We start from the raw sequence: 23,802 nt of genomic DNA on the forward strand, positions 1-23,802 counted from the left end.
GTGTGTTCGTTGAGGAGTCGTGGTCCTCGGGCCGAGCAGGCCCTGCCACGTGCGACCGGCGACGGCCGCATGACTGCTAGGGGGTTGGGGTCAGCCCTCGACCGTGACGCCCATGGAACGCGCGGTACCGGCGATGATCTTCGCGGCGGCGTCCAGGTCGTTCGCGTTCAGGTCGGGCATCTTGGTCTGGGCGATCTCGCGGACCTGCGCCTCGGTGATCTTGGCGACCTTGGTCTTGTGCGGCTCGCCGGAGCCCTTCTCGATGCCCGCGGCCTTGAGGATCATCTTCGCGGCCGGCGGCGTCTTGGTGACGAAGGTGAAGGAGCGGTCCTCGTAGACCGTGATCTCCACCGGGATGACCCAACCGCGCTGCGACTCGGTCGCGGCGTTGTAGGCCTTGCAGAACTCCATGATGTTGACACCGTGCTGACCCAGCGCGGGGCCGACCGGCGGAGCCGGGTTGGCGGCACCGGCCTGGATCTGGAGCTTGATGAGCCCCGTGACCTTCTTCTTCTTGGGAGGCATGGCTCTCCGGGTCCTTTCATTCGGGTCCATGCCCGCGCAAGGTCGCGACCCTGACGCAGGCATACCGCACAACGATAACGGGTATAGATGCGCGGCCAAAAACCGAGCAGGTCAGACAGCCTGAGACGGCCCGTCTGACCTGCACGGAAGAGCGACGTCCAGAAATGGACTGGTTCTTCTGGATCAGTTCTTCTGGATCTGGTCGAAGGACAGCTCGACCGGCGTCTCGCGGCCGAAGATCTCCACCAGGCCCTTGACCTTCTTCGAGTCGGGGTTGATCTCGTTGATGGTCGCCTGCAGCGTGGCGAACGGGCCGTCGGTGACGGTGACCGAGTCGCCGACCTCGAAGTCCAGCACCTGGACCTCGACCTTGCGCTGCGGGGCGGGCTTGCCCTCCGCCTCGGCGGCCTCGCGGGCGGCCTTCTCCTCGGCCTCCGGAGCGAGCATCTTGACGATCTCGTCCAGGGTCAGCGGGTACGGGTCGTAGGCGTTGCCGACGAAGCCGGTGACACCCGGGGTGTTGCGGACGACACCCCAGGACTCGTTGGTCAGGTCCATGCGGACCAGGACGTAACCCGGCAGCTTGTTCTGCTTGATCGTCTTGCGGTCGCCGTTCTTGATCTGGACGACCTCCTCCTGCGGCACCTCGGCCTGGAAGATGTAGTCCTCGACGTTCAGCGAGACGGCGCGCTGCTCCAGGTTGGTCTTCACGCGGTTCTCGTAACCGGCGTAGGTGTGGATGACGTACCACTCGCCGGGCAGGGAACGCAGTTCCTCGCGCAGGGCCTGGACGGGGTCGACGGGCTCGGCCGGCTCCTCCTCGGCGGCCTCTTCGGCCTCTTCGGCCTCGGCGGCAGCCTCCTCGCCGGCTTCCTCGTCCTCTTCGTCCTCGACGTTCAGGGCAGCCTCTTCGGCCGGCCCCCCCGCCTCGGCCTCGGCAGCCTCGAACTCGTCCTGCTCGTCCGCGCCCTCGACGATGTCGAGCTCGTCGTCCACCATCTCGGCAGCGGTCGCGCGCGACTCGATGGCGTCGTCGTTCAGGTTCGGGTCAGACACGATGGCTGCTTCTTCCTGGATACATAGGGGTGGAACATGCGAAAACGGGCGCCGGTACCACGGCGCCCTTCGCTCTTGGCTCAGCCGAAGACGTACTTGGCCGCGTGGTTGAGCCCATAGTCAATCACGGTCACCAGCGCGATCATGATGGCGACGAAGAAGATCACCACGGTGGTGTACGACGTCAGCTGGTTGCGCGTCGGCCAGACGACCTTGCGGAGCTCCGCGATGATCTGGCGGTAGAAGGTGGCGAGGCGCTTCAGCGGGCCCTTCTTGGCACGCTTGCCGCCCTTGCGGGCCTTCTTCTTGGACTCGAGCGCCTCGTCCTGGGCATCAGGCGTGTCGATGGAGCCCACGGCGTCCGTCATTGTCCTCACCTGGTCCCGGGTCGTGGCCGTGCCGCGCCCGGTTTCTGAGCCGCACGGCGGTGCATTGCTGTACGTACATGCGCACACATCCTGGCGGTGTGTGTAGCAGGGCCGGAGGGACTTGAACCCCCAACCGCCGGTTTTGGAGACCGGTGCTCTACCAATTGAGCTACGACCCTTTGTGTGTCCCCCAACGTACCGCATCCGGCCGGGTGCGCGGTGTGCACCGGTTTCGGCGGCGGCTTCTGAAGGCCAACGAGGTGAGAGTGTACGTGGTCCACGGCCCGGCGTCGAACAGAAAGAGCCCGTCCGGGGCCACTTGACCAAAGATCGTCCTGGCCGGGGGCCGTATTCGGACCCGTGTTCACGCTTCGACCCCTGGTTGTTCAGTCCGTGAAACCCGTGTGCCGGGGACATTTCCGGTCTGGAACGATGGGCGCCATGAGCGCTGCAACCCCACCCACCGAGCGCCGGGTCTCCGCCCGAGTCGGCGCGATCTCCGAGTCCGCCACCCTCGCCGTGGACGCCAAGGCCAAGGCCCTGAAGGCCGCCGGGCGTCCGGTGATCGGCTTCGGCGCCGGCGAGCCCGACTTCCCGACCCCGGACTACATCGTCGAGGCGGCCGTAGAGGCCTGCAAGAACCCCAAGTACCACCGCTACACGCCGGCCGGCGGCCTGCCCGAGCTGAAGGCCGCGATCGCCGCGAAGACGCTGCGCGACTCCGGCTGGGAGCCCGACGTCTCGCAGATCCTGGTGACCAACGGCGGCAAGCAGGCCATCTACGAGGCGTTCGCCGCGATCCTCGACCCGGGCGACGAGGTCATCGTCCCGGCGCCGTACTGGACGACGTACCCCGAGTCGATCCGCCTCGCGGGCGGTGTCCCGGTGGAGGTCGTGGCCGACGAGACGACCGGCTACCGCGTGTCGGTCGAGCAGCTGGAGGCGGCGCGCACGGAGAAGACGAAGGTCGTGCTCTTCGTCTCCCCGTCCAACCCGACCGGAGCGGTGTACTCGGAGGCCGAGACCGAGGCGATCGGCCGCTGGGCCGTGGAGCACGGCCTGTGGGTGCTCACCGACGAGATCTACGAGCACCTGGTCTACGGCGACGCCGCCGCGGTGTCCCTGCCGGCGCTGCTGCCCGAGCTGCGCGACAAGTGCGTCGTCGTCAACGGTGTGGCGAAGACCTACGCCATGACCGGCTGGCGTGTGGGCTGGGTCATCGGCCCGAAGGACGTCGTCAAGGCCGCGACGAACCTGCAGTCGCACGCCACCTCGAACGTCTCCAACGTGGCCCAGGTGGCCGCCCTGGCCGCCGTCTCCGGTGACCTCGAGGCCGTGGCGAAGATGCGCGAGGCCTTCGACCGGCGCCGCAGGACCATCGTGCGGATGCTCAACGAGATCGACGGCGTGGTCTGCCCGGAGCCCGAGGGCGCCTTCTACGCCTACCCGTCGGTCAAGGCCCTGCTCGGCAAGGAGATCCGCGGCAAGCGCCCGCAGGACACCGTCGAGCTGGCCGCCCTGATCCTTGAGGAGGCCGAGGTCGCGGTCGTCCCGGGCGAGGCCTTCGGCACGTCGGGCTATCTGCGGCTGTCCTACGCCCTGGGCGACGAGGACCTCGTCGAGGGCGTGAGCCGCATCCAGAAGCTGCTGGCGGAGGCCAGGGACTGAGTGGTCCATTTTTGGACAGGGGCACCTCCGGACCTCGGAGGTGCCCCTGTTCGTTTGTGCGAGCAAGACCACGTACGGGGAAACGGCTACCGGTACGACAGGGGCGTACGGCAGGATCTGGGAATGGAGCGTGTACGTGATCTCTCTGAACTGCCGAAAGCCCATCTGCACCTGCACTTCACCGGTTCGATGCGGCCGGGAACCGTCCTGGAACTGGCCGACAAGTACGGCGTACGCCTGCCCGACGCCCTGACGGAGGCCCTGACCAGCGGTGAACCGCCGAAGCTGCGGGCCACCGACGAGCGGGGCTGGTTCCGCTTCCAGCGGCTGTACGACGCGGCGCGCTCCTGCCTGCGCCGGCCGGAGGACATCCAGCGCCTGGTCCGGGAGGCCGCCGAGGAGGACCTCAGGGACGGCTCGGGGTGGCTGGAGATCCAGGTGGACCCGACGTCGTACGCGCCCCGGCTCGGCGGGCTGATTCCCGCGCTGGAGATCATCCTGGACGCGGTGGAGACGACGTCCCGGGAGACCGGGCTCGGCATGCGCGTGCTGGTCGCCGCCAACCGCATGAAGCACCCCCTGGACGCCCGCACGCTGGCCCGCCTGGCGGTGCGGTACGCGGACCGGGGTGTGGTCGGTTTCGGGCTCTCCAACGACGAGCGGCGGGGCATGGCGCGGGATTTCGACCGGGCCTTCCACATCGCGCGCGAGGGCGGTCTGCTGTCGGCCCCGCACGGCGGCGAGCTGACCGGCCCGGCCTCGGTGCGCGACTGCCTGGACGACCTGCACGCCTCACGGATCGGGCACGGGGTGCGCGCGGCCGAGGACCCGCGGCTGCTGAAGCGGCTGGCCGACCGGGGCGTGACCTGCGAGGTGTGCCCGGCCTCGAACGTGGCGCTCGGCGTGTACGAGAAGCCCGAGGACGTCCCGCTGCGGACGTTCTTCGAGGCCGGCGTGCCCATGGCCCTCGGCGCCGACGACCCCCTGCTGTTCGGCTCCCGGCTGGCCGCCCAGTACGAGATCGCCCGGCAGGCCCACGGCTTCTCGGACGCCGAACTGGCCGAGCTGGCCCGGCAGTCGGTACGGGGATCGGCCGCCCCGGAGGACGTCAGGGCGCGGCTGCTGGCCGGCGTGGACGACTGGCTGGCGCGCCCGGCGGCCTGAAGTGGCGTAGGGCGGATATGCCTTGAAGCAGATCACCACCTCGATCGGATGCCCGCCGCCGGGCGGGTCGACCAGGGGGAAGATCGATCCCATGTACGCCATGTGCCCCTCGCGGGCACCCTTGTGATGCGGGCCGTGGCCCGCCGCCCGGGCGAGCCAGACCGCGGTGGCGGCGAACAGGTTCCGGTCGCCGAAAACAATGGTGTGCCGGGAGCAGGCGGCGAAGGTGAACAGGCCCGCCGGCCGGCTCGGTCCGTCGGGGTCGCCGAGCAGCAGGCCGATGGGGCCGGGCGCGCGCAAGGAGGTGTGGCGCAAGGGGCGCCAGGGATGGACGACCCGGTATGCGTGTGGTCCGGTGCGGGGCCGGAGCTCACGCAGTCTCAGCCGCATACGGTGCTCCGCGGGGCCGGTTGTCCGGCTGCTCGTCATGCACCCGGCTGAGGTTCACGCGCGCGTGGGCGCAACGGAGATTCCGCCCAGCAGTGTCCTCGCGAGCCGTGCGGCGAACGCGTCGACCGGCGGCCGCTCACCTGTGCCGGTCATGTCGTAGGCGAACGCGCGCTGTGCGCAGGCGCCCAGCAGCAGGGAGGCGGCGGCGAAGGTGTCGGCGTCGGCGCGGACTCGGCCGTGGGCCTGTTCGGCGCGCAGGTAGGCGTCCAGGTCCTGGATGGGCCGGTGCGGGCCGGCGCCGAGCGTGCGCAGGACGTCGTCGTGGCGCCGTTTGAGCTGGGTCTCGGCGTACAGGGAGGCGGCGATCGGGAAGCTCTGCTCGTAGAAGAGCGCGGCCTGGCGGGCGATCTCGGTGAGGTTGCCCTCCAGGGTGCCCTGTCCCGGTTCGGCGGCGAGACTGGCCAGGAGGGGCTTGAGCCGGGGCAGCCGCTCGGCGAGCACGCGCACGAACAGCTCCTCCTTGCTGTCGAAGTACTTGTAGAGGGCCGCTTCGGAGCACCCGGCCGCGCGGGCGATCTCCTTGGTGGTGGCGCGGGCGAGTCCGACGGTGAGCATGAGCTCGTGGGCGGCGTCGAGGATGCGGACACGCGCCGGCTTCGGCTCCATGGGACGTCCAATCGGGCTTGACGAGTGAGTGAGTGCTTACCCACTCTAGAGTGAGCAGAGGTGAGTGAATACTCACCCACCCTTTCGGACCACGGGAGCACTCATGAACCTCACCGTTTTCGGCGCCACCGGCGGCATCGGCCGGGAGATCGTGCGTCAGGCCCTCGGCGCCGGCCACCGGGTGACGGCCGTGGTCCGCGATCCCGCCCGGCTCGACGTCACGGGGGACGCGCTGGAGGTGTTCCGCGCGGACCTCACCGACCCCGAGGAGCTGCGCCCCGCCGTCAGCCGCCGGGACGCCGTCCTCTCCGGGCTGGGCGCGCGCAGCCGCAAGGACGCCGGTGTCGCCACCCGGCTGACCCGTACGGTCCTGCGCGCCATGGAGGCCGAGCGCGTACGACGGCTGCTCGTGGTCAGCGCCGGCCCCGTCGGCCCCGCCGCGGAGGGCGACGGCGCGCTCGACCGTGCGATGCGCGGCCTGGTGTCGGCCGCGCTGAAGGACGTCTACACCGATCTGCGCGAGATGGAGGCCGAGCTGGCCCGCAGCGACACGGACTGGACGTCCGTGAGGCCACCGCGCCTGCAGAACAAGCCGCTCACCGGCCGCTACCGCACCGTCGTCGGCGGCTTCCCGCGCAAGGGCCGCTTCATCGCACGCGCCGACGTCGCGCACGCCATGCTGGCGATGATCGGCGACGAGGCGACGGTGAAGCAGGGGGTGGGAGTGGCGTACTAGGCGTACACCCTGCGCCCCTTGTCCGTCCCTGCGGGCTGATGTGGCACTACAGGCTGACGCCGACCGTCACCGGCTCGTTGACGAGCGTGATCCCGAAGGCCTCGCGGACGCCGGCGACCACCTCACGGGCCAGGGCCAGCAGGTCCTCGGTGGTGGCGGCGCCCCGGTTGGTGAGGGCGAGGGTGTGCTTGGTGGAGATGCGGGCCGGTCCGGTGCCGTAGCCCTTGGTGAAGCCCGCCTTGTCGATCAGCCAGGCCGCGGAGGTCTTCGTACGGCCCTCCCCCGCCGGGTAGGCGGGGGGCTCTACGCCGTCACCCAGCCGCTCGCGCACGCGCGCGTGGAACGCGGCGAACTGCTCGCCGGTGAGGATCGGGTTGGTGAAGAAGGACCCGGCGGACCAGGTGTCGTGGTCTTCGGGGTCGAGCACCATGCCCTTCCCGGCGCGCAGCTTCAGCACGGTCTCGCGGGCGTCGGCCAGCGGCACCCGGTCCCCCGGCTCGACACCGAGCGCGCGGGCCGCCTCGGCGTACTTGACGGGCGCCGACAGCCCGCCCGCGTCCTCCAGCTCGAAGCGCACGCGCAGCACGACATAGCGCTCGGGGTCGGCCTTGAAGCGGCTGTGGCGGTACGCGAAGGCGCATTCCTCGTTGGCCAGCGTCACGGTCTCGCCGGCGCGCCGGTCGTAGGCGATGACCTCGGTGATGGTGGAGGAGACCTCCTGGCCGTAGGCGCCCACGTTCTGGATCGGCGTGGCACCCGCGGACCCGGGGATGCCGGCCAGGCACTCGATGCCGGCGAGCCCCGCCTCGACCGTGCGGGCGACGGCGTCCGTCCACACCTCGCCGGCGGCGAGCTCCAGCGTCGTACCGCGCATGTCGACACCGCGCGTGGCGATGCGCAGGGCGGTGCCGTCGAAGCCCTTGTCGCCGATGACCAGGTTCGATCCACCGCCGATGACCAGCAGCGGCGTCCCGCTGTCGTCGGCCTCGCGGACGGCGGCGATCACCTCGGCGTCGGTCACCGCAGTGACCAGCCGCGTCGCGGGACCGCCCAGCCGGAAGGTGGTCAGTGGGGCAAGAGGGGCGTCGTGGAGTACCTGCACGGGCCCAAGACTACGAGACGGCCCTGACAGCCCTGCGTCCGCGCGGACAGCGACTGCGGCGCCGAGACCGGCACCGGGGGTTTCTCGGCGCCGCTGGGCGGTGCGGGCCGGCGACGAGAGCGCCCTCGCGGGCGGGCGACCTTTTGGTCCCGTCCCCGCACGTCCTGGCAGGAACTTGCCTTGCGGCATGCCCCCTCGGCCCCCTGCCTACCGCTGTAGGCCGCTCGCCGCCCACCACCACGCGCGCGTGGCCGACTCACACGCATGGACGCGCGCATGGACGCCGACACACGTGCACGCGCGCGTGGCCTCCTCTCGAAGGCCACGCGCGCGTAGCGGCGTACCGCGACTGCCGACCGTCGTCGGTCCCCGTGAGCCGCCGCTCCGCCTCCTCCCAGCTCACCGGAAGTCGGGTCGCTGGAGGTCCGCCGGGTGGCGATCCAGGGTCCCGTCCTCAGCGGGCAGTGCCCTCCACGGCGGCAGCCGCCGAGGCGGTGGCCGCCGGCGCAGTGGCCGCCGGGGCAGTGCCCTCCAAGGCGGTGGCCTCCGAGGCGGCCGCGGGCGTCCGCCCGTCCCCCGCGGCGCGGCGGGCGGCGCTGCGCCGGCCCGGGATCACCAGGGCCGCGACCGCGGCGAGGGCGACCACCGCCGAGCCGGTGACCAGGGCGGGCCGCAGGCCGTCGACGAAGCTCTGCGCACTGTCGTAGCCACCCTGTGCGGAGAAGATCGACGACATCACCGCGATGCCGAGCGCGCCGCCCACCTCGCGCAGCGCGTTGTTGGCGCCGGAGGCGATGCCCTGCTCCTGCGGGCGGACGCTGGACATCACCAGATTGGCGGCCGGCGCGAAGTACAGGGCCATGCCGATGCCGCTGACGATCAGAGCGGGCAGCTGGGCGGCGTAGGAGGCGTCCGTGGTGGCCACGGCGGCCATGTAGCCGAGACCGACGGCCTGCAGGAGCAGGCCCGCCGCGACGACCGGGCGCCCGCCGACGCGGTCGGAGAGGATCCCGGCTATCGGCGCGACCAGCATCGGCATGCCGGTCCAGGGCAGCATCCTGAGGCCCGCCTCGGTGGGCGAGTAGCCGAGCACGCCCTGCATGTACTGGCTGAGCAGGAAGATCGAGCCGAACATGCCGACGAACATCAGCAGGCTGGCGGCGTTGATGCCGGAGAAGGCGCGGGAGCGGAACAGCCGCATCGGCAGCATGGGGTTGGCCGCGCGCGAGCTGTACAGGACGAACCCGGCCAGCAGCGCGCCGCCGGCGAACAGCGCGGTCAGGACGACGGTGTCGGTCCAGCCGTCGGAGGGGCCGCGGACCAGGCCGTAGACGATCCCGAACAGGCCACCGCTGGCGAGCAGGGTGCCGGGGACGTCGAGCCGGGCGCCGGTGCCGTGGGACTCGGCGAGGCGGAGACGGGCGAGGGGCAGCGTGACCAGGCCGAGCGGCACGTTCAGCCAGAAGATCCAGTGCCAGGACACGTGTTCGGTGAGGCTGCCGCCGATGAGGGGTCCGGAGGCGACGGCGAGCCCGTTGACGGCGCCCCAGATGCCGTACATCATCCCCCGCTTGGCCGCGGGGACGGCCGCGGTCAGCAGGGTCAGCGTGAGCGGCATCATCACGGCCGCGCCGACGCCCTGGACCGCGCGGGCGGCGATCAGCGAGCCGATGCCGGGGGCCATGGCCGCGGCGGCGGACGCACCGGTGAAGACGGCGAGTCCGGCGATGAAGAGCCGACGGCGGCCGAAGCGGTCGCCGAGCGCCGCGCCGAACATCAGCAGGACGGCGAAGGTGAGCGTGTAGGCGCTCACGGTCCACTCCAGGTCGTCCAGGGCGCCGCCGAGGTCCTTGCGGATGGAGGGCAGGGCGGTGGTCACGACGAGGTTGTCGAGGGCCGCCATGAAGCCGGCGACGCTGGTGATCACGAGGGCCCAGGCGGCGCTTCCGCGGCCTGTGCTCGTCGGTGCGGTCTGCTGTGACATCTCTCCCCCAGAGAGCGATCTTAGTTAGTTATTGCTGACTAACTTTCGTGCGCAGGAAAAGAGGCGGGCACCCCGCCTCGTTCCGCTACTTCTCCAGCCGGCCGGTGATCCGGGCCGACGGATACATCCCCTGCCAGACGCGGTGCTCGGGCGGAAACCCCATGGCCGCAAGGGTGTTGATGAGCATTCCGTACGCCAGGAAGGTCGTGGTGTCGCTGTCGTCCGCCCCCAGCGGCAGATGAACGGTGTCCCAGAGCTTCATCCAGGCCGTCCGCACTGCCTCGCCGAACTCGTGGTCGCCCTCCGCCTCGGCCGCCGCCACCGTGATGTACGTCTGCATCTGCATCTGCAGCTTCTCGGGCTGCTCCGTGATCAGCCGCACATAGGCGTTCGCCATGGCATGCAGGGCCTCCTCGCCCCGCAGCCCCTCGGCCGCCTCCTCGAAGACCCGGCAGGTGTCGTCGACGCAGCGCAGCGACGCGGCGGCGAAGATCGCCTTCTTGCCCGGGAAGAGCCGGAAGAGGTAGGGCTGCGAGACCCCCACGCGGCTCGCGATCGCCTCCGTGGAGGTGCCGTAGTAGCCCCTCTGGGCGAACTCGGCGATCGCCGCGCGAATGACGCTCTCGCGTCGCTCCTCTGCACTCATCCTGGGCATGCAAGTAAGTTAGTACTCAATCACTAACTTGGCAAGCCGTCCGGGTCGGGCGTATGCGTAAGGGGCGCCCCACCATGGAGGACGCCCCTTACTTCAGGTTCCGATGGAGCTGTCAGGCCAGCCGTACGACGGCGCGGGACATGCCCAGCACCTTCTGGCCACCGCTGGTCGCCGTGAGGTCCACGCGCACGGTGTTGTCGTCCAGCTTGGCCCCGACCTTGCCGCTGACCTCGATCAGTGCGCCCTGGTCGTCGTTCGGCACGACGACCGGCTTGGTGAAGCGGACGCCGTACTCCACGACCGCTCCCGGGTCCCCGGTCCAGTCGGTGACCACGCGGATCGCCTCCGCCATGGTGAACATGCCGTGCGCGATGACGTCCGGCAGGCCGACCTCCTTGGCGAACTTCTCGTTCCAGTGGATCGGGTTGAAGTCCCCGGAGGCACCCGCGTAGCGCACGAGCGTGGCGCGGGTCACGGGAAAGGTCTGCGCCGGGAGTTCGGTGCCGACCTCGACGTCGTCGTACGCGATCTTCGCCGTCATCAGGTCCTCACGCCTCCTCGGCCGCACGGGCCACGAGCTTGGTCCAGGCGGTCACGACAAGCTCGCCGGCCTCGTCGTGCACCTCACCGCGGATGTCCAGGATGTCGTTGCCCGCGAGGGACTTGATGCCCTCGATGGTGGAGGTGACGCTGAGCCTGTCGCCGGCGCGTACGGGCCGGCTGTAGGCGAACTTCTGGTCGCCGTGCACCACACGGCTGTAGTCGAGACCGAGCTGTGGGTCCCCGATGATCTGCCCGGCGGCCGGGAAGGTGATGGCGAACACGAACGTCGGCGGGGCGATCACATCGGAATGACCGAACGCCTTCGCGGCCTCCGGGTCCGTGTAGACCGGGTTGGTCTCGCCCACCGCCTCGGCGAACTCGCGGATCTTCTCCCTGCCCACCTCATAGGGCGCGGTGGGCGGGTAGGTCCGTCCCACGAAGGACTGGTCGAGCGCCATGGCCCGGCACCTCCTGATGTCTGCTGTGATGGCCCCAAATTAGCCGGATTCCCGCCGGGGAATGCGCGCGGGGACGGGTGTGGCCCCTGGCCGCTGAAACGCCGGGGGCAGCTGAAGCGCGGGGGAAGCTGAAGGGCCGGTGAGGCCGAAGCGCCGGTGAAGCGGTGAAACGCCGCGAGGCCGCCCCCTCGGAAGGGGACGGCCTCGCGGACGAGCCTGTTTATCGCGTTTCGCGGTGCGCGGTGTGCGCGTTGCAACGCGGGCAGTGCTTCTTCATCTCAAGACGGTCCGGGTTGTTACGCCGGTTCTTCTTGGTGATGTAGTTCCGCTCCTTGCACTCCACGCAGGCCAGCGTGATCTTCGGGCGGACGTCGGTGGCAGCCACGTGAGTGCTCCTAAGACGAACGGGTGGACTGATTCAACGCAAGAAAGAGTAGCCGATCGAAGGACCGACCCCGCAATCGGCTACTGTCAGTAGCGGTGACCGGACTTGAACCGGTGACACAGCGATTATGAGCCGCTTGCTCTACCGACTGAGCTACACCGCTGCGATGCGATCGGGCCCCGTCTTTCGACGGGAACCTCTCACACCAGAGCCCCAAAACGGAATCGAACCGTTGACCTTCTCCTTACCATGGAGACGCTCTGCCGACTGAGCTATTGGGGCGAGCGATGAAGACATTACACGGTCCGCCGCCGTTCACCCAAATCCGTATCCGGCAGCTCGCGGCGACTCCCACCCCAGCCCTCGCAGCGGCCCCGGATGTCGCCGCACGGAGCCGCACGGAGCGGCATGGAGCCGCGCGGAGCGGGAGCGGCGGCACGCGCGCGTGGCCCCAGCGGGGAGAGCGGGGCCACACAGGTGGGCGACACGTGTACTGCCATGGGCGGACCAACCGGTACGACTATTGCGCTCCTGCGCTCCCGGTGCGGCTCGCCGCCCTAGGCTCGACTCGCTCTGCGTGATCTTGGGGCCGAGGCCCCGGTGTCTCACGCGGGCCCGCCCGAGCCCCCGGCCCCATCCTGGAGCGCGATGCCCGACAGCCAGCCGCAGCCCCACCCGCCGTCGAACTCCTCGGGCTCCTCGGGCCAGTCCGACCCGGCCGCCCTGCTGCTGTGCGGAGCGCGGCTCACCGACGGCCGGACGGTGGACGTACGGCTGGGCGGCGGGCGCATCGAGGCGGTGGGCACAGCCGGCAGTCTGGCGCCGGGCCCGGCCCGGACGGGCGCCACGCGCGTGGACCTGAACGGCTACCTGCTCCTGCCGGCTCCGGCAGAACCGCACGCCCACGGCGACACCGCGCTGTCCGCCGAGCGCCCCGGCCCGGTGTCGTACGCCCCCGAGGACGTCCAGCGCCGGGCGACGGAGGCGGCCCTGCTGCAGCTCGGCCACGGCGCGACGGCGGCACGCGCGCACGTGCGCGTGGGCGATGTACAGGGGCTCGGCGCGCTGGGCGCCGTCCTGCAGGCGCGGCGCTCGCTGCGCGGGCTCGCCGAGCTGACGGCGGTGGCGATGCCACGGCTGCTGACCGGGGTGGCCGGGGCCGACGGGCTGGCGATGCTGCGCGACGCGCTCAAGATGGGCGCCTCCGTGGTGGGCGGCTGCCCCGACCTGGACCCCGACCCCACGGGCTACGTGGAGGCGGTCCTGGAGGTCGCCTCCGAGCACGGCTGCCCGGTGGACCTGCACACGGACGCCTCCGACCCCACCCGGCTGTCCCGGCTCGCGGCCATGGCCGGAGGCCTGCGCCCCGGCGTGACGATCGGACCGTGCGCCGGTCTCGCGCGCCTGCCCACCCAGGCCGCCTCCCGCGCCGCGGACCAGCTCGCGGCGGCCGGCGTGACGGTCGTGTGCCTCCCCCAGGGCGGCTGCTGCGGTGCCGACCGCCGGGGCGCCGCCCCGGTACGGCTGCTGCGCGCGGCCGGAGTGCGCGTGTCGGCCGGCAGCGGCGCCCTGCGTGACGCCTCCAACCCCGTGGGCCGCGGCGATCCCCTGGAGGCCGCCTACCTCCTCGCCTCCACCCACGGCCTGCGCCCGGAGGAGGCCTACGACGCCGTCAGCAGCTCGGCCCGCGCCACGCTCGGCCTGCCGGAGGTACGCGTGGAGGCCGGCTTCCCCGCCGACCTCCTCGCCGTACGTGGCAACCGCCTGGCCGGCGCCCTGTCGTTGGCGTACAGCCGGATCGTGGTCCACCGGGGCCGGGTGGTGGCCCGCACGAGTGCGGTACGCGAGTACTGCAACTCGGTGGCCACGGCGGAACTCGGGTTGCCACGGCAGGGGCGGGGCGAGTTGTCGTGAGGGGCGCGCGGTCCGGGGGCGCGGTCTGGGGGGCGGGGGGTCGGCGGCTTGGGGGCGCGGGCGTGGGTGTGCGCGGGCGTACGACCGTACGCGCCCGGCGTGTGCTGGTGGGTGCAAGCCCGGAGGTACGCACCCGGCGGCATGTCCGTGGGCGTGAGCCCGGCGCGGCCCTGCCACGCCGGTCAACTCATGCGGCGGATGCGCCCCGTCCGGCGTACGGTCGGAATCATGCGCATTGTCATCGCTGGTGGTCATGGTCAGATCGCGCTGCGGCTGGAGCGCCTGCTCTCCGCGCGCGGGGACGAGGTCGCGGGGATCATCCGCAGGTCCGAACAGGGCGACGATCTGCGAGCGGCCGGCGCCGAACCGGTGTTGCTCGACCTGGAGTCCGCCTCGGTGGAGGAGGTCGCGGCGCACCTGCAGGGCGCCGACGCGGCGGTTTTCGCGGCCGGCGCGGGCCCGGGCAGCGGGGCGGCCCGCAAGGAGACGGTGGACAGGGGCGCGGCGGTGCTGTTCGCGGACGCGGCCGTTCGCGCGCGCGTGCGCCGCTTCCTGGTCGTGTCCTCGATGGGCGCGGATCCCGCGCACCAGGGCGACGACGTCTTCGACGCGTACCTGCGCGCCAAGGGCGAGGCGGACGCGTACATCGCCCGCCAGGAGGCCCTGGACTGGACGATCCTGCGCCCCGGCTCGCTGACGGACGACGCCGGTACCGGTCAGGTCCGGCTGGAGGCGCACACCGGGCGCGGCACGATCCCCCGGGACGATGTGGCCGCCGTACTCGCGGAGTTGGTGGACACCCCGGCGACGACCGGCCTGACGCTGGAGCTGATCAGCGGATCGGCACCGGTGTCGGTGGCGGTGAAGTCGGTGGCCGGGAACTGACGCAGGCCTCCGGCCGTTGAACGGACAAACCCCGCCACGAGCCTTCAGCGTCACCTACTTGTCCCTGCGTCAGCTCCCCGCCCGCGCACGCAAGCCGACTCGCAAGCCGGCACGCTTCGCCTCCTCGTGACTCAGAACAGCGGCAGCTGCCCGGGCATCTCCGGTACGGCGTATCCGTCCAACGCCGGCTGGGCGGCCCCGAGTTGGGCCTGCCGCCGCGACCCGGCGCAAGAGACGAGTTCGCCGTTCTGCCGCGCGCCGGGCGGGTCGTGCCGCGCGTAGCGGCCCGCGACGACGGCGATGTCGCGGTGGCACACAGGGCAGGTTCTGCGTCGGGAGGACATGACCGCCAGTGTGCCCGCACCGGCGCCGGCGCGACACCGCCGTCAGGTGCGGGTCTCGGCTTCCCAGCGATCGGGGCCCACCCCACGCCAGTCGATCAGCGGCGAGTCGGCCACCTGCTCCGGCTCGATCTCCAACCCCGCGCGGCGCAGGAACTCCACCAGGTCCCCGACACTGTGCGCCAGGCCGAGGATCTCGCCGTCCACCCGGACCCGGCGGCCCCCGGTAGGGGACGGCAGGTGCACGATGATGGGTCGTTTCCCGGCCATGGCTCCAGCATCGTCCGGACCGCCCGGGCGCGCACCCGGACCGGTCATTCCAGTATTCCCAGCGCGGTGTCGGGGCGGCACAGCGGGCATGCGGCGACTCCTCCTTCGGTGAGCGCACGGACCGCCTGGTTGCGGCCGACCTCCTTGGCACGCCCGCCGACGCCGGTACAGCCGCCGACGTGGACGTACACCGCGGTGCGGCCGTTCAGGCCGTGCTCGATCAGCCAGTCCGGACCGGCCTGCCGGGTGGCGAGACGGCGCTGCCGTTCGGCCTCCCGGCGTTCCTCGTCCGCGATCCACCGGTCCATCAGGGCGAGCTGCCGCGCGGCCTGGTGTTCGACGACGCGGCGGGCGAAACGCAGCATGTCGAGACGCGTCAGCGGACGGTCATCGTTCACACGTTCGATTCTAGTGAAGGTACCCGGAAGTGCGACCAGCGGGATACGAACGAACGGGATCCGCCCCGAAACGGTTCTCCATCGGCGAGACGCATGAGGCACAGGTCACATTCATGTGCTGTCACAGCGCGCGGGGCCGCTCTGTCCAAGAGGGCGTACGCACCGGCAACCACCCAGGAGTACACCGTGGAAGCTCGTCTGAACGTCATGGCCAGTCCGGTCGCGGCCAAGGCCATGAAGCACCTCATCGCCGCGGGCATGGCGCTCTCGGAGTCGACCGTGCCGGCCTCGACGCGCGAACTGATGATGCTCCGCGCCAGCCAGATCAACGGCTGTGCCGGATGCATCGACATGCACACCAAGGAAGCCGCCGCGGCCGGCGAGACCGCCGTACGCCTCCACCTGGTCGCCGCATGGCGGGAGGCCAAGGTCTTCACCGACGCCGAGCGTGCGGCGCTGGAGCTGACGGAGCAGGGCACCCGCACCGCCGATGCGGCCGGCGGCGTCCCGGACGAGGTGTGGGCGAACGCGGCCAAGTACTACGACGAGGACCAGCTCGCCGACCTGGTGGCCCAGATCGCCGTCATCAACGCCTTCAACCGCGGCAACGTCATCACCCAGCAGCCCGCCGGCGACTACGAGGCGGGCATGGTCGCCAAGTTCCACTGACGGTCAACGACGAGAGCCCCGTGACCCGCTCTCGCAGGTCACGGGGCTCTCGATTCCGTGTGGCGGCGCCAGGATTCGAACCTGGGAAGGCTGAGCCGGCAGATTTACAGTCTGCTCCCTTTGGCCGCTCGGGCACACCGCCGGGTCGGCCACCAGATCGAACCGCTTCTCGGCGGTGCTCCCTGGCGACGACGTAAACAATACCCGATACACGGGGGTGCTTCGCCACCCGGTTGATCTCCACCCCTCGGCTCGTGGGGTGGCTAGGCTGGTGCGGATGCGGCCCGGTACGACGCCGGGCCCGGCGGCCGCCGCCGCGCACGCCGGCACGCACCCGATACGCATCCGATACGCACCCCGATACAAGGAGCCACAGGACATGGCCGACTCCAGTTTCGACATCGTCTCGAAGGTCGAGCGGCAGGAGGTCGACAACGCCCTCAACCAGGCCGCCAAGGAGATCTCGCAGCGCTACGACTTCAAGGGCGTGGGTGCCTCGATCTCGTGGTCCGGGGACAAGATCCTCATGGAGGCGAACTCCGAGGACCGGGTGAAGGCCGTCCTCGACGTCTTCCAGTCCAAGCTGATCAAGCGCGGTATCTCGCTGAAGGCCCTGGACGCGGGCGAGCCTCAGCTGTCCGGCAAGGAGTACAAGATCTTCGCGTCGATCGAGGAGGGCATCTCCCAGGAGAACGCGAAGAAGGTGGCGAAGATCATCCGCGACGAGGGCCCGAAGGGCGTGAAGGCCCAGGTCCAGGGTGACGAACTGCGTGTCTCCTCCAAGAGCCGGGACGACCTGCAGGCCGTGATCGCGCTGCTGAAGGGCAAGGACTTCGACTTCGCGCTGCAGTTCGTGAACTACCGGTAAGACCTACCGGTTGGACCCAACGGAAGGGTGGGCGCCCCGAGCGGTGCCCGCCCTTCCGTGCTGTCGTCGCGGGTGTCCGAGATCCCTGCCCTAGTGACCCTGTGTTCGTGGCCTGTTGACGTGGACGAGGTCACCCCTCCACGACCCCGTTGAGGCGGTCAGTAGGGTGCGGCGCATGACCTCCTCCGGCACCGGACCGGCCACCGGACTGCGACGCACCCTCGGCGTGCGGGACGCCGTGGTCGTCGGCCTCGGCTCGATGGTCGGGGCCGGCGTGTTCTCGGCCCTGGGACCGGCCGCGCGCGCGGCCGGATCGGGACTGCTGCCCGGGCTGGCGCTCGCGGCCGTGGTGGCCTACTGCAACGCGATGTCCTCGGCCCGGCTGGCCGCGCGCTATCCGGCCTCCGGCGGGACGTACGTGTACGGGCGGGAACGACTGGGCTCCTTCTGGGGCTATCTCGCGGGCTGGTCCTTCGTGGTCGGCAAGACGGCGTCCTGCGCGGCCATGGCACTCACCGTGGGCGCCTACGTCTGGCCCGGGCAGGCGCACGCGGTGGCGGTCGCGGCCGTGGTCGCCCTCACCGCGGTGAACTACGGCGGGATCCAGAAGTCCGCGTGGCTGACGCGCGTGATCGTGGCGGTGGTGCTGGCCGTCCTCGTGGCCGTGGTGGTCGTGTGCCTGGCCTCCGGGCGGGCCGACGCCGGGCGGCTGGACATCGGGCTGTCGTCGGGCGCGGGCGGGGTGCTGCAGGCGGCGGGACTGCTGTTCTTCGCGTTCGCCGGGTACGCCCGGATCGCCACCCTCGGTGAGGAGGTGCGGGATCCGGTGCGCACGATCCCGCGTGCTGTCCCACTGGCCCTGGGGATCGCACTCGTGGTGTACGCGTGCGTGGCCGTCGCCGTGCTCGCCGTGCTCGGCCCGGACCGGCTCGGGCACGCGGCGGCGCCGCTGGCCGACGCGGTACGGGCGGCCGGTGTGCCGGGGCTCGTGCCGGTGGTGCGGGCCGGGGCGGCGGTGGCGGCGCTCGGCTCGCTGCTCGCGCTGATCCTCGGCGTGTCCCGTACGACGCTCGCCATGGCCCGGGACGGGCATCTGCCCGGGGCGCTGGCGGCCGTGCACCCGCGTTTCCAGGTGCCGCACCGGGCGGAGCTCGCCGTGGGCGCGGCGGTCGCCGTGCTGGCCGCGACGGTCGACGTGCGTGGCGCGATCGGCTTCTCCTCCTTCGGCGTGCTCGCCTACTACGCCGTCGCCAACGCCTCCGCGTGGACGCTGAGTCCGTCCCCGGCCGCCCGCGTGGTGCCCGTGGTGGGCCTGCTGGGCTGCGCCACGCTGGCGTTCGCGCTGCCCGCCGCCTCGGTGGCCGTGGGGGCGGGCGTGCTCGCGGTGGGCGTGGCGGCCTACGCCGTACGACGGCGGGCGCGGCGGCGTACCGAGTGACGCCTTGTCAGCACGCCCGGCACGCGCGCGTGGTGCCGTTCTCCGCCGGCCCGCCCGGCGGGTGGCCGGCGCCGCCGAGCGGGATCGTCTCCGGACGTTCCCGATCACGCCACAAGGGTGCTGCGGTTCTGCCCGAACGCCGGACACGCTGATACTGGTGGCAGCAGGCATGCCGACGGAGCGACCCGGAGAGGTACCGATCATGAAGGTGTTCAACCTGCTGCTCAACATCCTGTGGCTCGTCTTCTGCGGCTTGTGGATGGCGATCGGTTATCTCATCGCTGCCGTGATCTGCTTCGTCCTGATCGTCACCATCCCGTTCGGCATCGCGTCGCTGCGCATCGCCGGCTTCGTGCTGTGGCCGTTCGGCCGGACGACCGTGGACCGGCCGGACGCGGGTGCGGGCTCCGTCATCGGCAACGTGATCTGGGTGATCTTCGCGGGATGGTGGCTGGCGCTGGGCCACCTGATCACGAGCATCCCGTTGTTCCTGTCGATCATCGGGATCCCCTTCGGCTGGGCGAACCTGAAGCTCATCCCGATCTCGCTCATGCCGCTCGGGCGTGAGGTGGTCGCGTCGGACCAGGGATTCGCCGGACGCTGATCCCCCGCGCCGGCCGCTGGTCTGTTCGTTCCGCCGCGGCAGCCGCTCACAGGGCCCGGTGGCTCCGGTGCCGAGCCCCGCTGGCGCGCAGCGAGATCCGCACGACGCCGATGTCGGCGGTGGACAGGACGGGTTCTCCGCTGAGCGCCACACCACCGGTCAGCAGCCGGTCCAGCAGGTCGATCAGGGCCACCTGCTGCTGCGGGACCGGCCGGGCGTCGTACGCACCGTGCTCGTACGGCGCCAGGGGCCGGTGACGTCCACGCGGATCCCGTCCAAGCCGTCCGCGGCGTGCAGCATCCGGGTGCGGAACTGCTCGGTCAGGCGGCGTGGGACCACAGAGGCGTCGTTGGCGACGTTCGCGCCCGGGGCCTGAGCCACTCCGCCCTCCTGCGGCCGGTGCCGGGCGCGCTCCACCGCGAGGCCGCGGGCCTGCTCCTCCGTACGCCGGACGGCTTCCTCGGCGAGCCAGGTGTCCTCCCGCTCGCGCCGTCCACCGTCCTCAGGCTCCGATCCTCGTCCTGCTCGTTCCGTCCCTTCCGTCCCTCCAAGGACTGCGGGCCTTCACCGGTGGCGGCCCGCCAGCTGCTCCAGCCGGGCGATGCGCTCCGCCATCGGCGGGTGCGTGGAGAACATCTTGGTCAGCCCCTGTCCGGGGCGGAACGGGTTCGCGATCATCATGTGACTGGCGGTCTCGATCCGCGGCTCGGGGGGCAGCGGGAGCTGCCGGGTGCCGGTCTCGAGCTTGCGCAGGGCACTGGCGAGGGCCAGCGGGTCGCCGGTGAGCTGGGCTCCGGAGGCGTCCGCCTCGTACTCCCGGGAGCGGCTGATGGCCAGCTGGATGAGGGTGGCGGCGAGCGGGCCGAGGATCATGATCAGGAGCATGCCGAGCAGGCCGGGGCCGTCGTCGTCGTCCGAGCGGCCGACCGGGATGAGCCAGGCGAAGTTCACCAGGAACATGATCACCGAGGCGAGCGCGCCGGCCACCGACGAGATGAGGATGTCCCGGTTGTAGACGTGACTGAGCTCATGGCCGATGACGCCGCGCAGCTCGCGCTCGTCCAGCAGGCGCAGGATGCCCTCGGTGCAGCACACGGCCGCGTTGCGCGGGTTGCGGCCCGTGGCGAAGGCGTTGGGGGCCTCCGTGGGCGAGATGTACAGGCGGGGCATGGGCTGGCGCGCCTGCGTGGACAGCTCACGGACCATCCGGTAGAGCGCCGGGGCCTCGAACTCGCTGACCGGGCGGGCGCGCATCGCGCGGAGCGCCAGCTTGTCGCTGTTCCAGTACGCGTACGCGTTCGTCCCGAGGGCGACCAGGACCGCGATGACCAGACCGGCACGGCCGAAGAAGCTGCCGATGACGATGATGAGTGCGGACAGCCCCCCGAGGAGTACTGCGGTCCTGAGCCCGTTGTGCCGGCGGTGCACCGTGCGCCCTCCAAGTCGTGCAGCTGGGGAACACTTTGGTCCAGTGGACCCTCCCGCCTGTGACAACGCCAGGCGGCGGCTGGGAGTTCCCTGATGGGTGCGGGTGCACGCCGGGCCGTACGGGTGAGGGGGCGCGTGCGGCTAAGCGCGCGTGGGGGCCGGGTGTGCCCCACGCGCGCGTGCCCGTGTCTCAGAACAGTCCGGTGGCCGCGAAGCGGAGGACCAGCTGGGGTGCTCCGGACAGGGCCACGCCGAGTACACCGGTGAGGGCGAGGGCGGCCGTGACGGGGGCCGGGACGCGGTGCCGGGCGGGTTCGCCCTCGGGGGCGCGGAACAGCAGGGCCGTCCACTGCAGGTAGTAGAAGAGGGCGATCACGACGTTGACGGCCATGACGACGGCGAGCCAGCCGAGGCCCGCGTCCACGGCCGCCGAGAACACGGTGACCTTGGCGAACAGCCCGATCACGCCCGGCGGCAGCCCGGCCAGGCAGAGCAGGAAGAACGCCAGCAGGAGCGCGGTGAGCGGATTGGTGGCGTACAGGCCCCGGTAGTCGCTGATCCGGTTCAGGGCCCGGCCGCGGCCCACCACGGCGGCCACCGCGAACGCGCCCAGATTCACGGCCGCGTACATCAGCGCGTAGGCCACGGTGGAGCCGATCGCCTTCTGCGGGTCCCTGGAGTAGCCCGCCGCGGCGATCGGCACCAGCAGGTAGCCGGCCTGGCCGACGGAGGACCAGGCGAGCAGCCGTACGGCGCTGTACGCGCGCGTGGCCTGCTGGCGCAGGGCGCCGACGTTGCCGACGGTCATGGTGAGCGCGGCCAGGACGGCGAGCGCGGGACCCCAGACGTCGGCGTACGACGGGAACGCGACGACGGTGACGAGGATCAGGCCGGAGAAGCCGACCGCCTTGCCGACGACCGACAGGTAGGCGGCGACGGGCAGCGGCGCGCCGACGTAGGTGTCGGGCACCCAGAAGTGGAAGGGGACGGCGGCCGTCTTGAAGGCGAAGCCGATCAGGGTCAGGACGACACCCGCCTGGGCGAGCGTGTGCAGCTGTCCGCCGACGTGGGGCAGGCGCTGGGCGACCTGGGTGAGGTAGAGGGTGCCGGTGGAGGCGTAGACGAAGCTGATGCCCATCAGGCTGACCGCGGTGGCCGTCACCGAGGACAGGAAGAACTTCAGGGCGGCTTCGGAGGACCGCTCGTCGCCGTGCCGGATGCCGACGAGGGCGAAGGCGGGCAGGGAGGCGACCTCCAGGGCGACGATCAGGGTGGCGAGGTCCCGGGAGGCGGGCAGCAGGGCGGCTCCGGCCGCGGAGGACAGCAGCAGGAACCAGAACTCGCCCGGCGGTACGCGCCGCTGGTCGTCCTCGAGGTTCGTGACGGACAGCAGGGCCGCGAGCAGCGCGCCGCCGAGGACGAGGAACTGGATGACGAGCGTGAAGTGGTCGGCGGTGTAGCTGCACGCGCGCGTGGCGCCGCCGGAAAGGCAGAAGGTGCTGCGGTCGCCGTCCAGGAGGGGCAGGAGCAGCAGCGCGGCCAGGGCCAGACCGGCGACCGAGACCCAGCCGAGGACGGCCTTGCGGGCCTCGGGCAGGAACAGGTCGGCGACCAGGACGACGAGTCCCACGGCGGCGGCGATGGCCGGCGGGGCGACGGCGAGCCAGTCGACGGACTGGACCAGCGACTCGGCGAGGGGCTGGGCGCTCATCGGGTGCCTCCTGCGAGGAGCTGGTGCACGGCCGGGTCGGTCAGGCCGAGCAGCGCCTTCGGCCACAGTCCGGCGGCGACGGTGAGGGCGACGAGCGGGGTCCAGGCGGCGAACTCGTACCCGCGCACGTCGGCGAGCTTCGGGACTTCCTGTTCGACGCCGCCCATGCAGACGCGGCGGACCACGATCAGCATGTACGCGGCCGTCAGCAGGGTCCCGAACGCGCCGATCGCCATGAAGGTGAGGAAGGCCGGCCGACTGAGGCCGACGGCGGGCTCGAACGCGCCGAACAGGGCCAGCATCTCGCCCCAGAACCCGGCGAGCCCGGGCAGGCCGAGCGAGGCGACGGCACCGAACGCGAGCAGGCCGCCGAGGCGGGGCGCCCTGCCGTACAGGGCGAGGCCGGTCTCCTCGGCAAGGGTGTCGAGGTCCGTCGTGCCCGTGCGGTCCTTCAGCGCGCCGACCAGGAAGAAGAGCAGGCCGGTGATGAGGCCGTGGGCGATGTTGGCGAACAGGGCGCCGTTGACGCCGGTGGGGGTCATGGTGGCGATGCCCAGCAGGACGAAGCCCATGTGGCCGACCGAGGAGTAGGCGATCAACCGCTTGAGGTCGCCCTTGGCACCCCGCTTGGCCAGGGCCAGGCAGGCCAGGGATCCGTAGATGATCCCGACCACGGCGAACGCCGCGAGGTACGGCGCGAAGGTGTGGAAGCCGTGCGGCGCGACCGGCAGCAGGATCCGGACGAACCCGTACGTACCCATCTTCAGCAGGACACCGGCCAGCAGCACCGAGCCGACGGTCGGCGCGGCGGTGTGCGCGTCGGGCAGCCAGCTGTGCAGCGGCCACATCGGCGACTTCACGGCAAGCCCGATCCCGATCGCCAGAACGGCGATGACCTGCACGGACGCGGTCAGCGACCGGCCGTTGTCAGTGGCGAGTGCCACCATGTCGAACGTGCCCGCCTTGATCCCGATCAGGAGCAGGCCGAGCAGCATGACGACGGAGCCGAGCAGCGTGAACAGGATGAACTTCCACGCGGCCCGGGTCCGGCCCTCGCCGCCCCAGCGGGCGATGAGGAAGTACATCGGGATGAGCACCATCTCGAACGCGAGGAAGAACAGCAGCAGATCGAGGACGGCGAAGGTCGCGAGAGTGCCGGACTCGAGCAGGAGCAGCAGCGCGACGAACGCCTTGGGGGAGCCGCCCTTGGGCGGGTTGAAGTAGGAGTACAGCGCGCACAGGAAGGTCAGCAGCGCGGTCAGCACGACAAGGGGGAGCGAGATGCCGTCGATGCCGAGGTGGATCCGCACGTCGAGCGCGGGGATCCAGCTGATGTCGGTCGTGGCCTGCATCTTCGACGGGTGGTCGTGGTCGAAGCCGAGCGCGAGGGCGATCGCGGCGATGAGGATCGCGCCGGTCACGGTCACGCCGTGCCGCAGCACGGCCTGCCCGGGCGACTTCCCCTTCAGCCCGGGCGGGGCGGGCAGGAGGGCGGCGACGGCGCCGAGGAGCGGGCCGACGACGGTGAATGCCAGAAGGAACTGCATCACGGACTCGTTGATATCGATCACGCCTG

Annotated in this window: 26 protein-coding genes, 4 tRNA genes and 1 pseudogene; 9 read left to right on the forward strand and 22 right to left on the reverse strand. The window is 71.2% G+C overall.

What is annotated here, in order from left to right; translation table 11 throughout:
- Positions 1 to 90 precede the first annotated feature (90 nt).
- The 4 genes from rplK to FB563_RS10765 form a co-directional block, all read right to left on the reverse strand.
- Positions 91 to 525: a 50S ribosomal protein L11 gene (gene rplK / locus FB563_RS10750; protein WP_023547415.1), complete on the reverse strand. Its 435-nt coding sequence runs from the start codon at positions 523 to 525 to the stop codon at positions 91 to 93.
- A gap of 183 nt (positions 526 to 708) precedes the next feature.
- A complete protein-coding gene (gene nusG / locus FB563_RS10755; RefSeq protein ID WP_055706205.1) occupies positions 709 to 1,581 on the reverse strand; it encodes a transcription termination/antitermination protein NusG in 873 nt (290 codons plus the stop codon).
- A gap of 80 nt (positions 1,582 to 1,661) precedes the next feature.
- Positions 1,662 to 1,949, reverse strand: coding sequence for a preprotein translocase subunit SecE (gene secE, locus FB563_RS10760; protein WP_023547417.1), 288 nt, complete (start codon positions 1,947 to 1,949; stop codon positions 1,662 to 1,664).
- A 106-nt stretch (positions 1,950 to 2,055) separates the two neighbouring features.
- A tRNA-Trp gene (locus FB563_RS10765) sits at positions 2,056 to 2,128 on the reverse strand.
- A 262-nt stretch (positions 2,129 to 2,390) separates the two neighbouring features.
- Between FB563_RS10765 and FB563_RS10770 the strand changes: the two genes are divergently transcribed.
- Together FB563_RS10770 and FB563_RS10775 are read left to right on the forward strand one after the other, a co-directional pair.
- On the forward strand, positions 2,391 to 3,617 hold the full coding sequence (locus tag FB563_RS10770; RefSeq protein WP_055706211.1) for a pyridoxal phosphate-dependent aminotransferase: 1,227 nt from the start codon (positions 2,391 to 2,393) through the stop codon (positions 3,615 to 3,617).
- A gap of 123 nt (positions 3,618 to 3,740) precedes the next feature.
- Positions 3,741 to 4,781 (forward strand): adenosine deaminase, encoded by a 1,041-nt coding sequence (locus tag FB563_RS10775; RefSeq protein WP_055706204.1) that lies wholly within the window; start codon positions 3,741 to 3,743, stop codon positions 4,779 to 4,781.
- A gap of 444 nt (positions 4,782 to 5,225) precedes the next feature.
- Here FB563_RS10775 and FB563_RS10785 read toward each other — a convergent pair whose 3' ends face one another.
- A complete protein-coding gene (locus tag FB563_RS10785; RefSeq protein ID WP_055706203.1) occupies positions 5,226 to 5,837 on the reverse strand; it encodes a TetR/AcrR family transcriptional regulator in 612 nt (203 codons plus the stop codon).
- Positions 5,838 to 5,940: 103 nt separating this feature from the next.
- Between FB563_RS10785 and FB563_RS10790 the strand changes: the two genes are divergently transcribed.
- A complete protein-coding gene (locus FB563_RS10790; protein ID WP_055706202.1) occupies positions 5,941 to 6,573 on the forward strand; it encodes an NAD(P)-dependent oxidoreductase in 633 nt (210 codons plus the stop codon).
- A 46-nt stretch (positions 6,574 to 6,619) separates the two neighbouring features.
- Here the strand turns inward: FB563_RS10790 and FB563_RS10795 are convergent, their stop codons facing one another.
- The 8 genes from FB563_RS10795 to FB563_RS10830 form a co-directional block, all read right to left on the reverse strand.
- Positions 6,620 to 7,675: a UDP-N-acetylmuramate dehydrogenase gene (locus tag FB563_RS10795; RefSeq protein WP_055706201.1), complete on the reverse strand. Its 1,056-nt coding sequence runs from the start codon at positions 7,673 to 7,675 to the stop codon at positions 6,620 to 6,622.
- 454 nt (positions 7,676 to 8,129) lie between these two features.
- Entirely contained in the window at positions 8,130 to 9,659 is a 1,530-nt protein-coding gene (locus FB563_RS10800) for a DHA2 family efflux MFS transporter permease subunit (protein ID WP_055706200.1), read from the reverse strand.
- A gap of 85 nt (positions 9,660 to 9,744) precedes the next feature.
- Complete coding sequence (locus FB563_RS10805) at positions 9,745 to 10,314, reverse strand: TetR/AcrR family transcriptional regulator (protein WP_079048766.1); 570 nt, start codon at positions 10,312 to 10,314, stop codon at positions 9,745 to 9,747.
- 112 nt (positions 10,315 to 10,426) lie between these two features.
- Entirely contained in the window at positions 10,427 to 10,855 is a 429-nt protein-coding gene (locus tag FB563_RS10810) for a MaoC family dehydratase (RefSeq protein WP_055706198.1), read from the reverse strand.
- A 7-nt stretch (positions 10,856 to 10,862) separates the two neighbouring features.
- Complete coding sequence (locus FB563_RS10815) at positions 10,863 to 11,315, reverse strand: MaoC family dehydratase N-terminal domain-containing protein (RefSeq protein ID WP_055706197.1); 453 nt, start codon at positions 11,313 to 11,315, stop codon at positions 10,863 to 10,865.
- A 220-nt stretch (positions 11,316 to 11,535) separates the two neighbouring features.
- Complete coding sequence (rpmG, locus tag FB563_RS10820) at positions 11,536 to 11,700, reverse strand: 50S ribosomal protein L33 (RefSeq protein ID WP_003948671.1); 165 nt, start codon at positions 11,698 to 11,700, stop codon at positions 11,536 to 11,538.
- Positions 11,701 to 11,790: 90 nt separating this feature from the next.
- Positions 11,791 to 11,863 (reverse strand) — tRNA-Met (locus FB563_RS10825).
- A 46-nt stretch (positions 11,864 to 11,909) separates the two neighbouring features.
- Positions 11,910 to 11,982 (reverse strand) — tRNA-Thr (locus tag FB563_RS10830).
- A 366-nt stretch (positions 11,983 to 12,348) separates the two neighbouring features.
- Between FB563_RS10830 and FB563_RS10835 the strand changes: the two genes are divergently transcribed.
- Positions 12,349 to 13,614: an amidohydrolase family protein gene (locus tag FB563_RS10835; RefSeq protein ID WP_055706196.1), complete on the forward strand. Its 1,266-nt coding sequence runs from the start codon at positions 12,349 to 12,351 to the stop codon at positions 13,612 to 13,614.
- Between the two features lie 228 nt (positions 13,615 to 13,842).
- Positions 13,843 to 14,499, forward strand: coding sequence for an SDR family oxidoreductase (locus tag FB563_RS10840; protein WP_142218616.1), 657 nt, complete (start codon positions 13,843 to 13,845; stop codon positions 14,497 to 14,499).
- A gap of 131 nt (positions 14,500 to 14,630) precedes the next feature.
- Here the strand turns inward: FB563_RS10840 and FB563_RS10845 are convergent, their stop codons facing one another.
- Genes FB563_RS10845 through FB563_RS10855 form a run of 3 tightly spaced genes read right to left on the reverse strand, consistent with a single transcriptional unit; the run spans position 14,631 to position 15,508 of the window.
- Positions 14,631 to 14,843 (reverse strand): hypothetical protein, encoded by a 213-nt coding sequence (locus FB563_RS10845; protein WP_055707637.1) that lies wholly within the window; start codon positions 14,841 to 14,843, stop codon positions 14,631 to 14,633.
- Positions 14,844 to 14,885: 42 nt separating this feature from the next.
- Positions 14,886 to 15,110 carry a hypothetical protein gene (locus tag FB563_RS10850; RefSeq protein ID WP_199832892.1) on the reverse strand — a complete coding sequence of 75 codons (225 nt, stop codon included), beginning with the start codon at positions 15,108 to 15,110 and terminating at the stop codon, positions 14,886 to 14,888.
- A 44-nt stretch (positions 15,111 to 15,154) separates the two neighbouring features.
- A complete protein-coding gene (locus FB563_RS10855; RefSeq protein ID WP_055707636.1) occupies positions 15,155 to 15,508 on the reverse strand; it encodes a DUF6233 domain-containing protein in 354 nt (117 codons plus the stop codon).
- 186 nt (positions 15,509 to 15,694) lie between these two features.
- Here FB563_RS10855 and FB563_RS10860 point away from each other — a divergent pair, with 186 nt between their 5' ends.
- Positions 15,695 to 16,177, forward strand: a complete 483-nt coding sequence (locus FB563_RS10860; RefSeq protein ID WP_055707635.1) for a carboxymuconolactone decarboxylase family protein — start codon at positions 15,695 to 15,697, stop codon at positions 16,175 to 16,177.
- A 60-nt stretch (positions 16,178 to 16,237) separates the two neighbouring features.
- On the opposite strand, the gene FB563_RS10865 is transcribed toward FB563_RS10860, so the two are convergent.
- Positions 16,238 to 16,319, reverse strand: a tRNA-Tyr gene (locus tag FB563_RS10865).
- A gap of 237 nt (positions 16,320 to 16,556) precedes the next feature.
- On the opposite strand from FB563_RS10865, the gene FB563_RS10870 reads away from it, so the two are divergent.
- From FB563_RS10870 to FB563_RS10880, 3 genes are all read left to right on the forward strand, one after another.
- A complete protein-coding gene (locus tag FB563_RS10870; RefSeq protein ID WP_019756392.1) occupies positions 16,557 to 17,045 on the forward strand; it encodes a YajQ family cyclic di-GMP-binding protein in 489 nt (162 codons plus the stop codon).
- Positions 17,046 to 17,220: 175 nt separating this feature from the next.
- Positions 17,221 to 18,483: an APC family permease gene (locus tag FB563_RS10875; RefSeq protein WP_055707634.1), complete on the forward strand. Its 1,263-nt coding sequence runs from the start codon at positions 17,221 to 17,223 to the stop codon at positions 18,481 to 18,483.
- A gap of 202 nt (positions 18,484 to 18,685) precedes the next feature.
- Positions 18,686 to 19,087, forward strand: a complete 402-nt coding sequence (locus FB563_RS10880; RefSeq protein WP_055707633.1) for a YccF domain-containing protein — start codon at positions 18,686 to 18,688, stop codon at positions 19,085 to 19,087.
- 46 nt (positions 19,088 to 19,133) lie between these two features.
- Here FB563_RS10880 and gvpJ read toward each other — a convergent pair whose 3' ends face one another.
- From gvpJ to FB563_RS10905, 5 genes and pseudogenes are all read right to left on the reverse strand, one after another.
- Positions 19,134 to 19,334: a gas vesicle protein gene (gvpJ, locus tag FB563_RS10885; protein WP_055707632.1), complete on the reverse strand. Its 201-nt coding sequence runs from the start codon at positions 19,332 to 19,334 to the stop codon at positions 19,134 to 19,136.
- Positions 19,271 to 19,543, reverse strand: a pseudogene (locus tag FB563_RS10890) (GvpL/GvpF family gas vesicle protein); the annotation flags it as partial. The pseudogene FB563_RS10890 and the gene gvpJ, both read right to left, overlap by 64 nt.
- A 108-nt stretch (positions 19,544 to 19,651) precedes the next feature.
- On the reverse strand, positions 19,652 to 20,515 hold the full coding sequence (htpX, locus tag FB563_RS10895) for a zinc metalloprotease HtpX (RefSeq protein WP_055707630.1): 864 nt from the start codon (positions 20,513 to 20,515) through the stop codon (positions 19,652 to 19,654).
- A 190-nt stretch (positions 20,516 to 20,705) separates the two neighbouring features.
- Positions 20,706 to 22,226, reverse strand: coding sequence for an NADH-quinone oxidoreductase subunit N (locus FB563_RS10900; protein ID WP_055707629.1), 1,521 nt, complete (start codon positions 22,224 to 22,226; stop codon positions 20,706 to 20,708).
- Positions 22,223 to 23,797, reverse strand: coding sequence for an NADH-quinone oxidoreductase subunit M (locus FB563_RS10905; protein WP_055707628.1), 1,575 nt, complete (start codon positions 23,795 to 23,797; stop codon positions 22,223 to 22,225). Before FB563_RS10905 ends, FB563_RS10900 begins: the two co-directional genes overlap by 4 nt.
- Positions 23,798 to 23,802: the final 5 nt, after the last annotated feature.

Origin of the sequence: Streptomyces puniciscabiei, from assembly GCF_006715785.1 — a bacterium.
In the GTDB taxonomy this organism is placed as follows: domain Bacteria; phylum Actinomycetota; class Actinomycetes; order Streptomycetales; family Streptomycetaceae; genus Streptomyces; species Streptomyces puniciscabiei.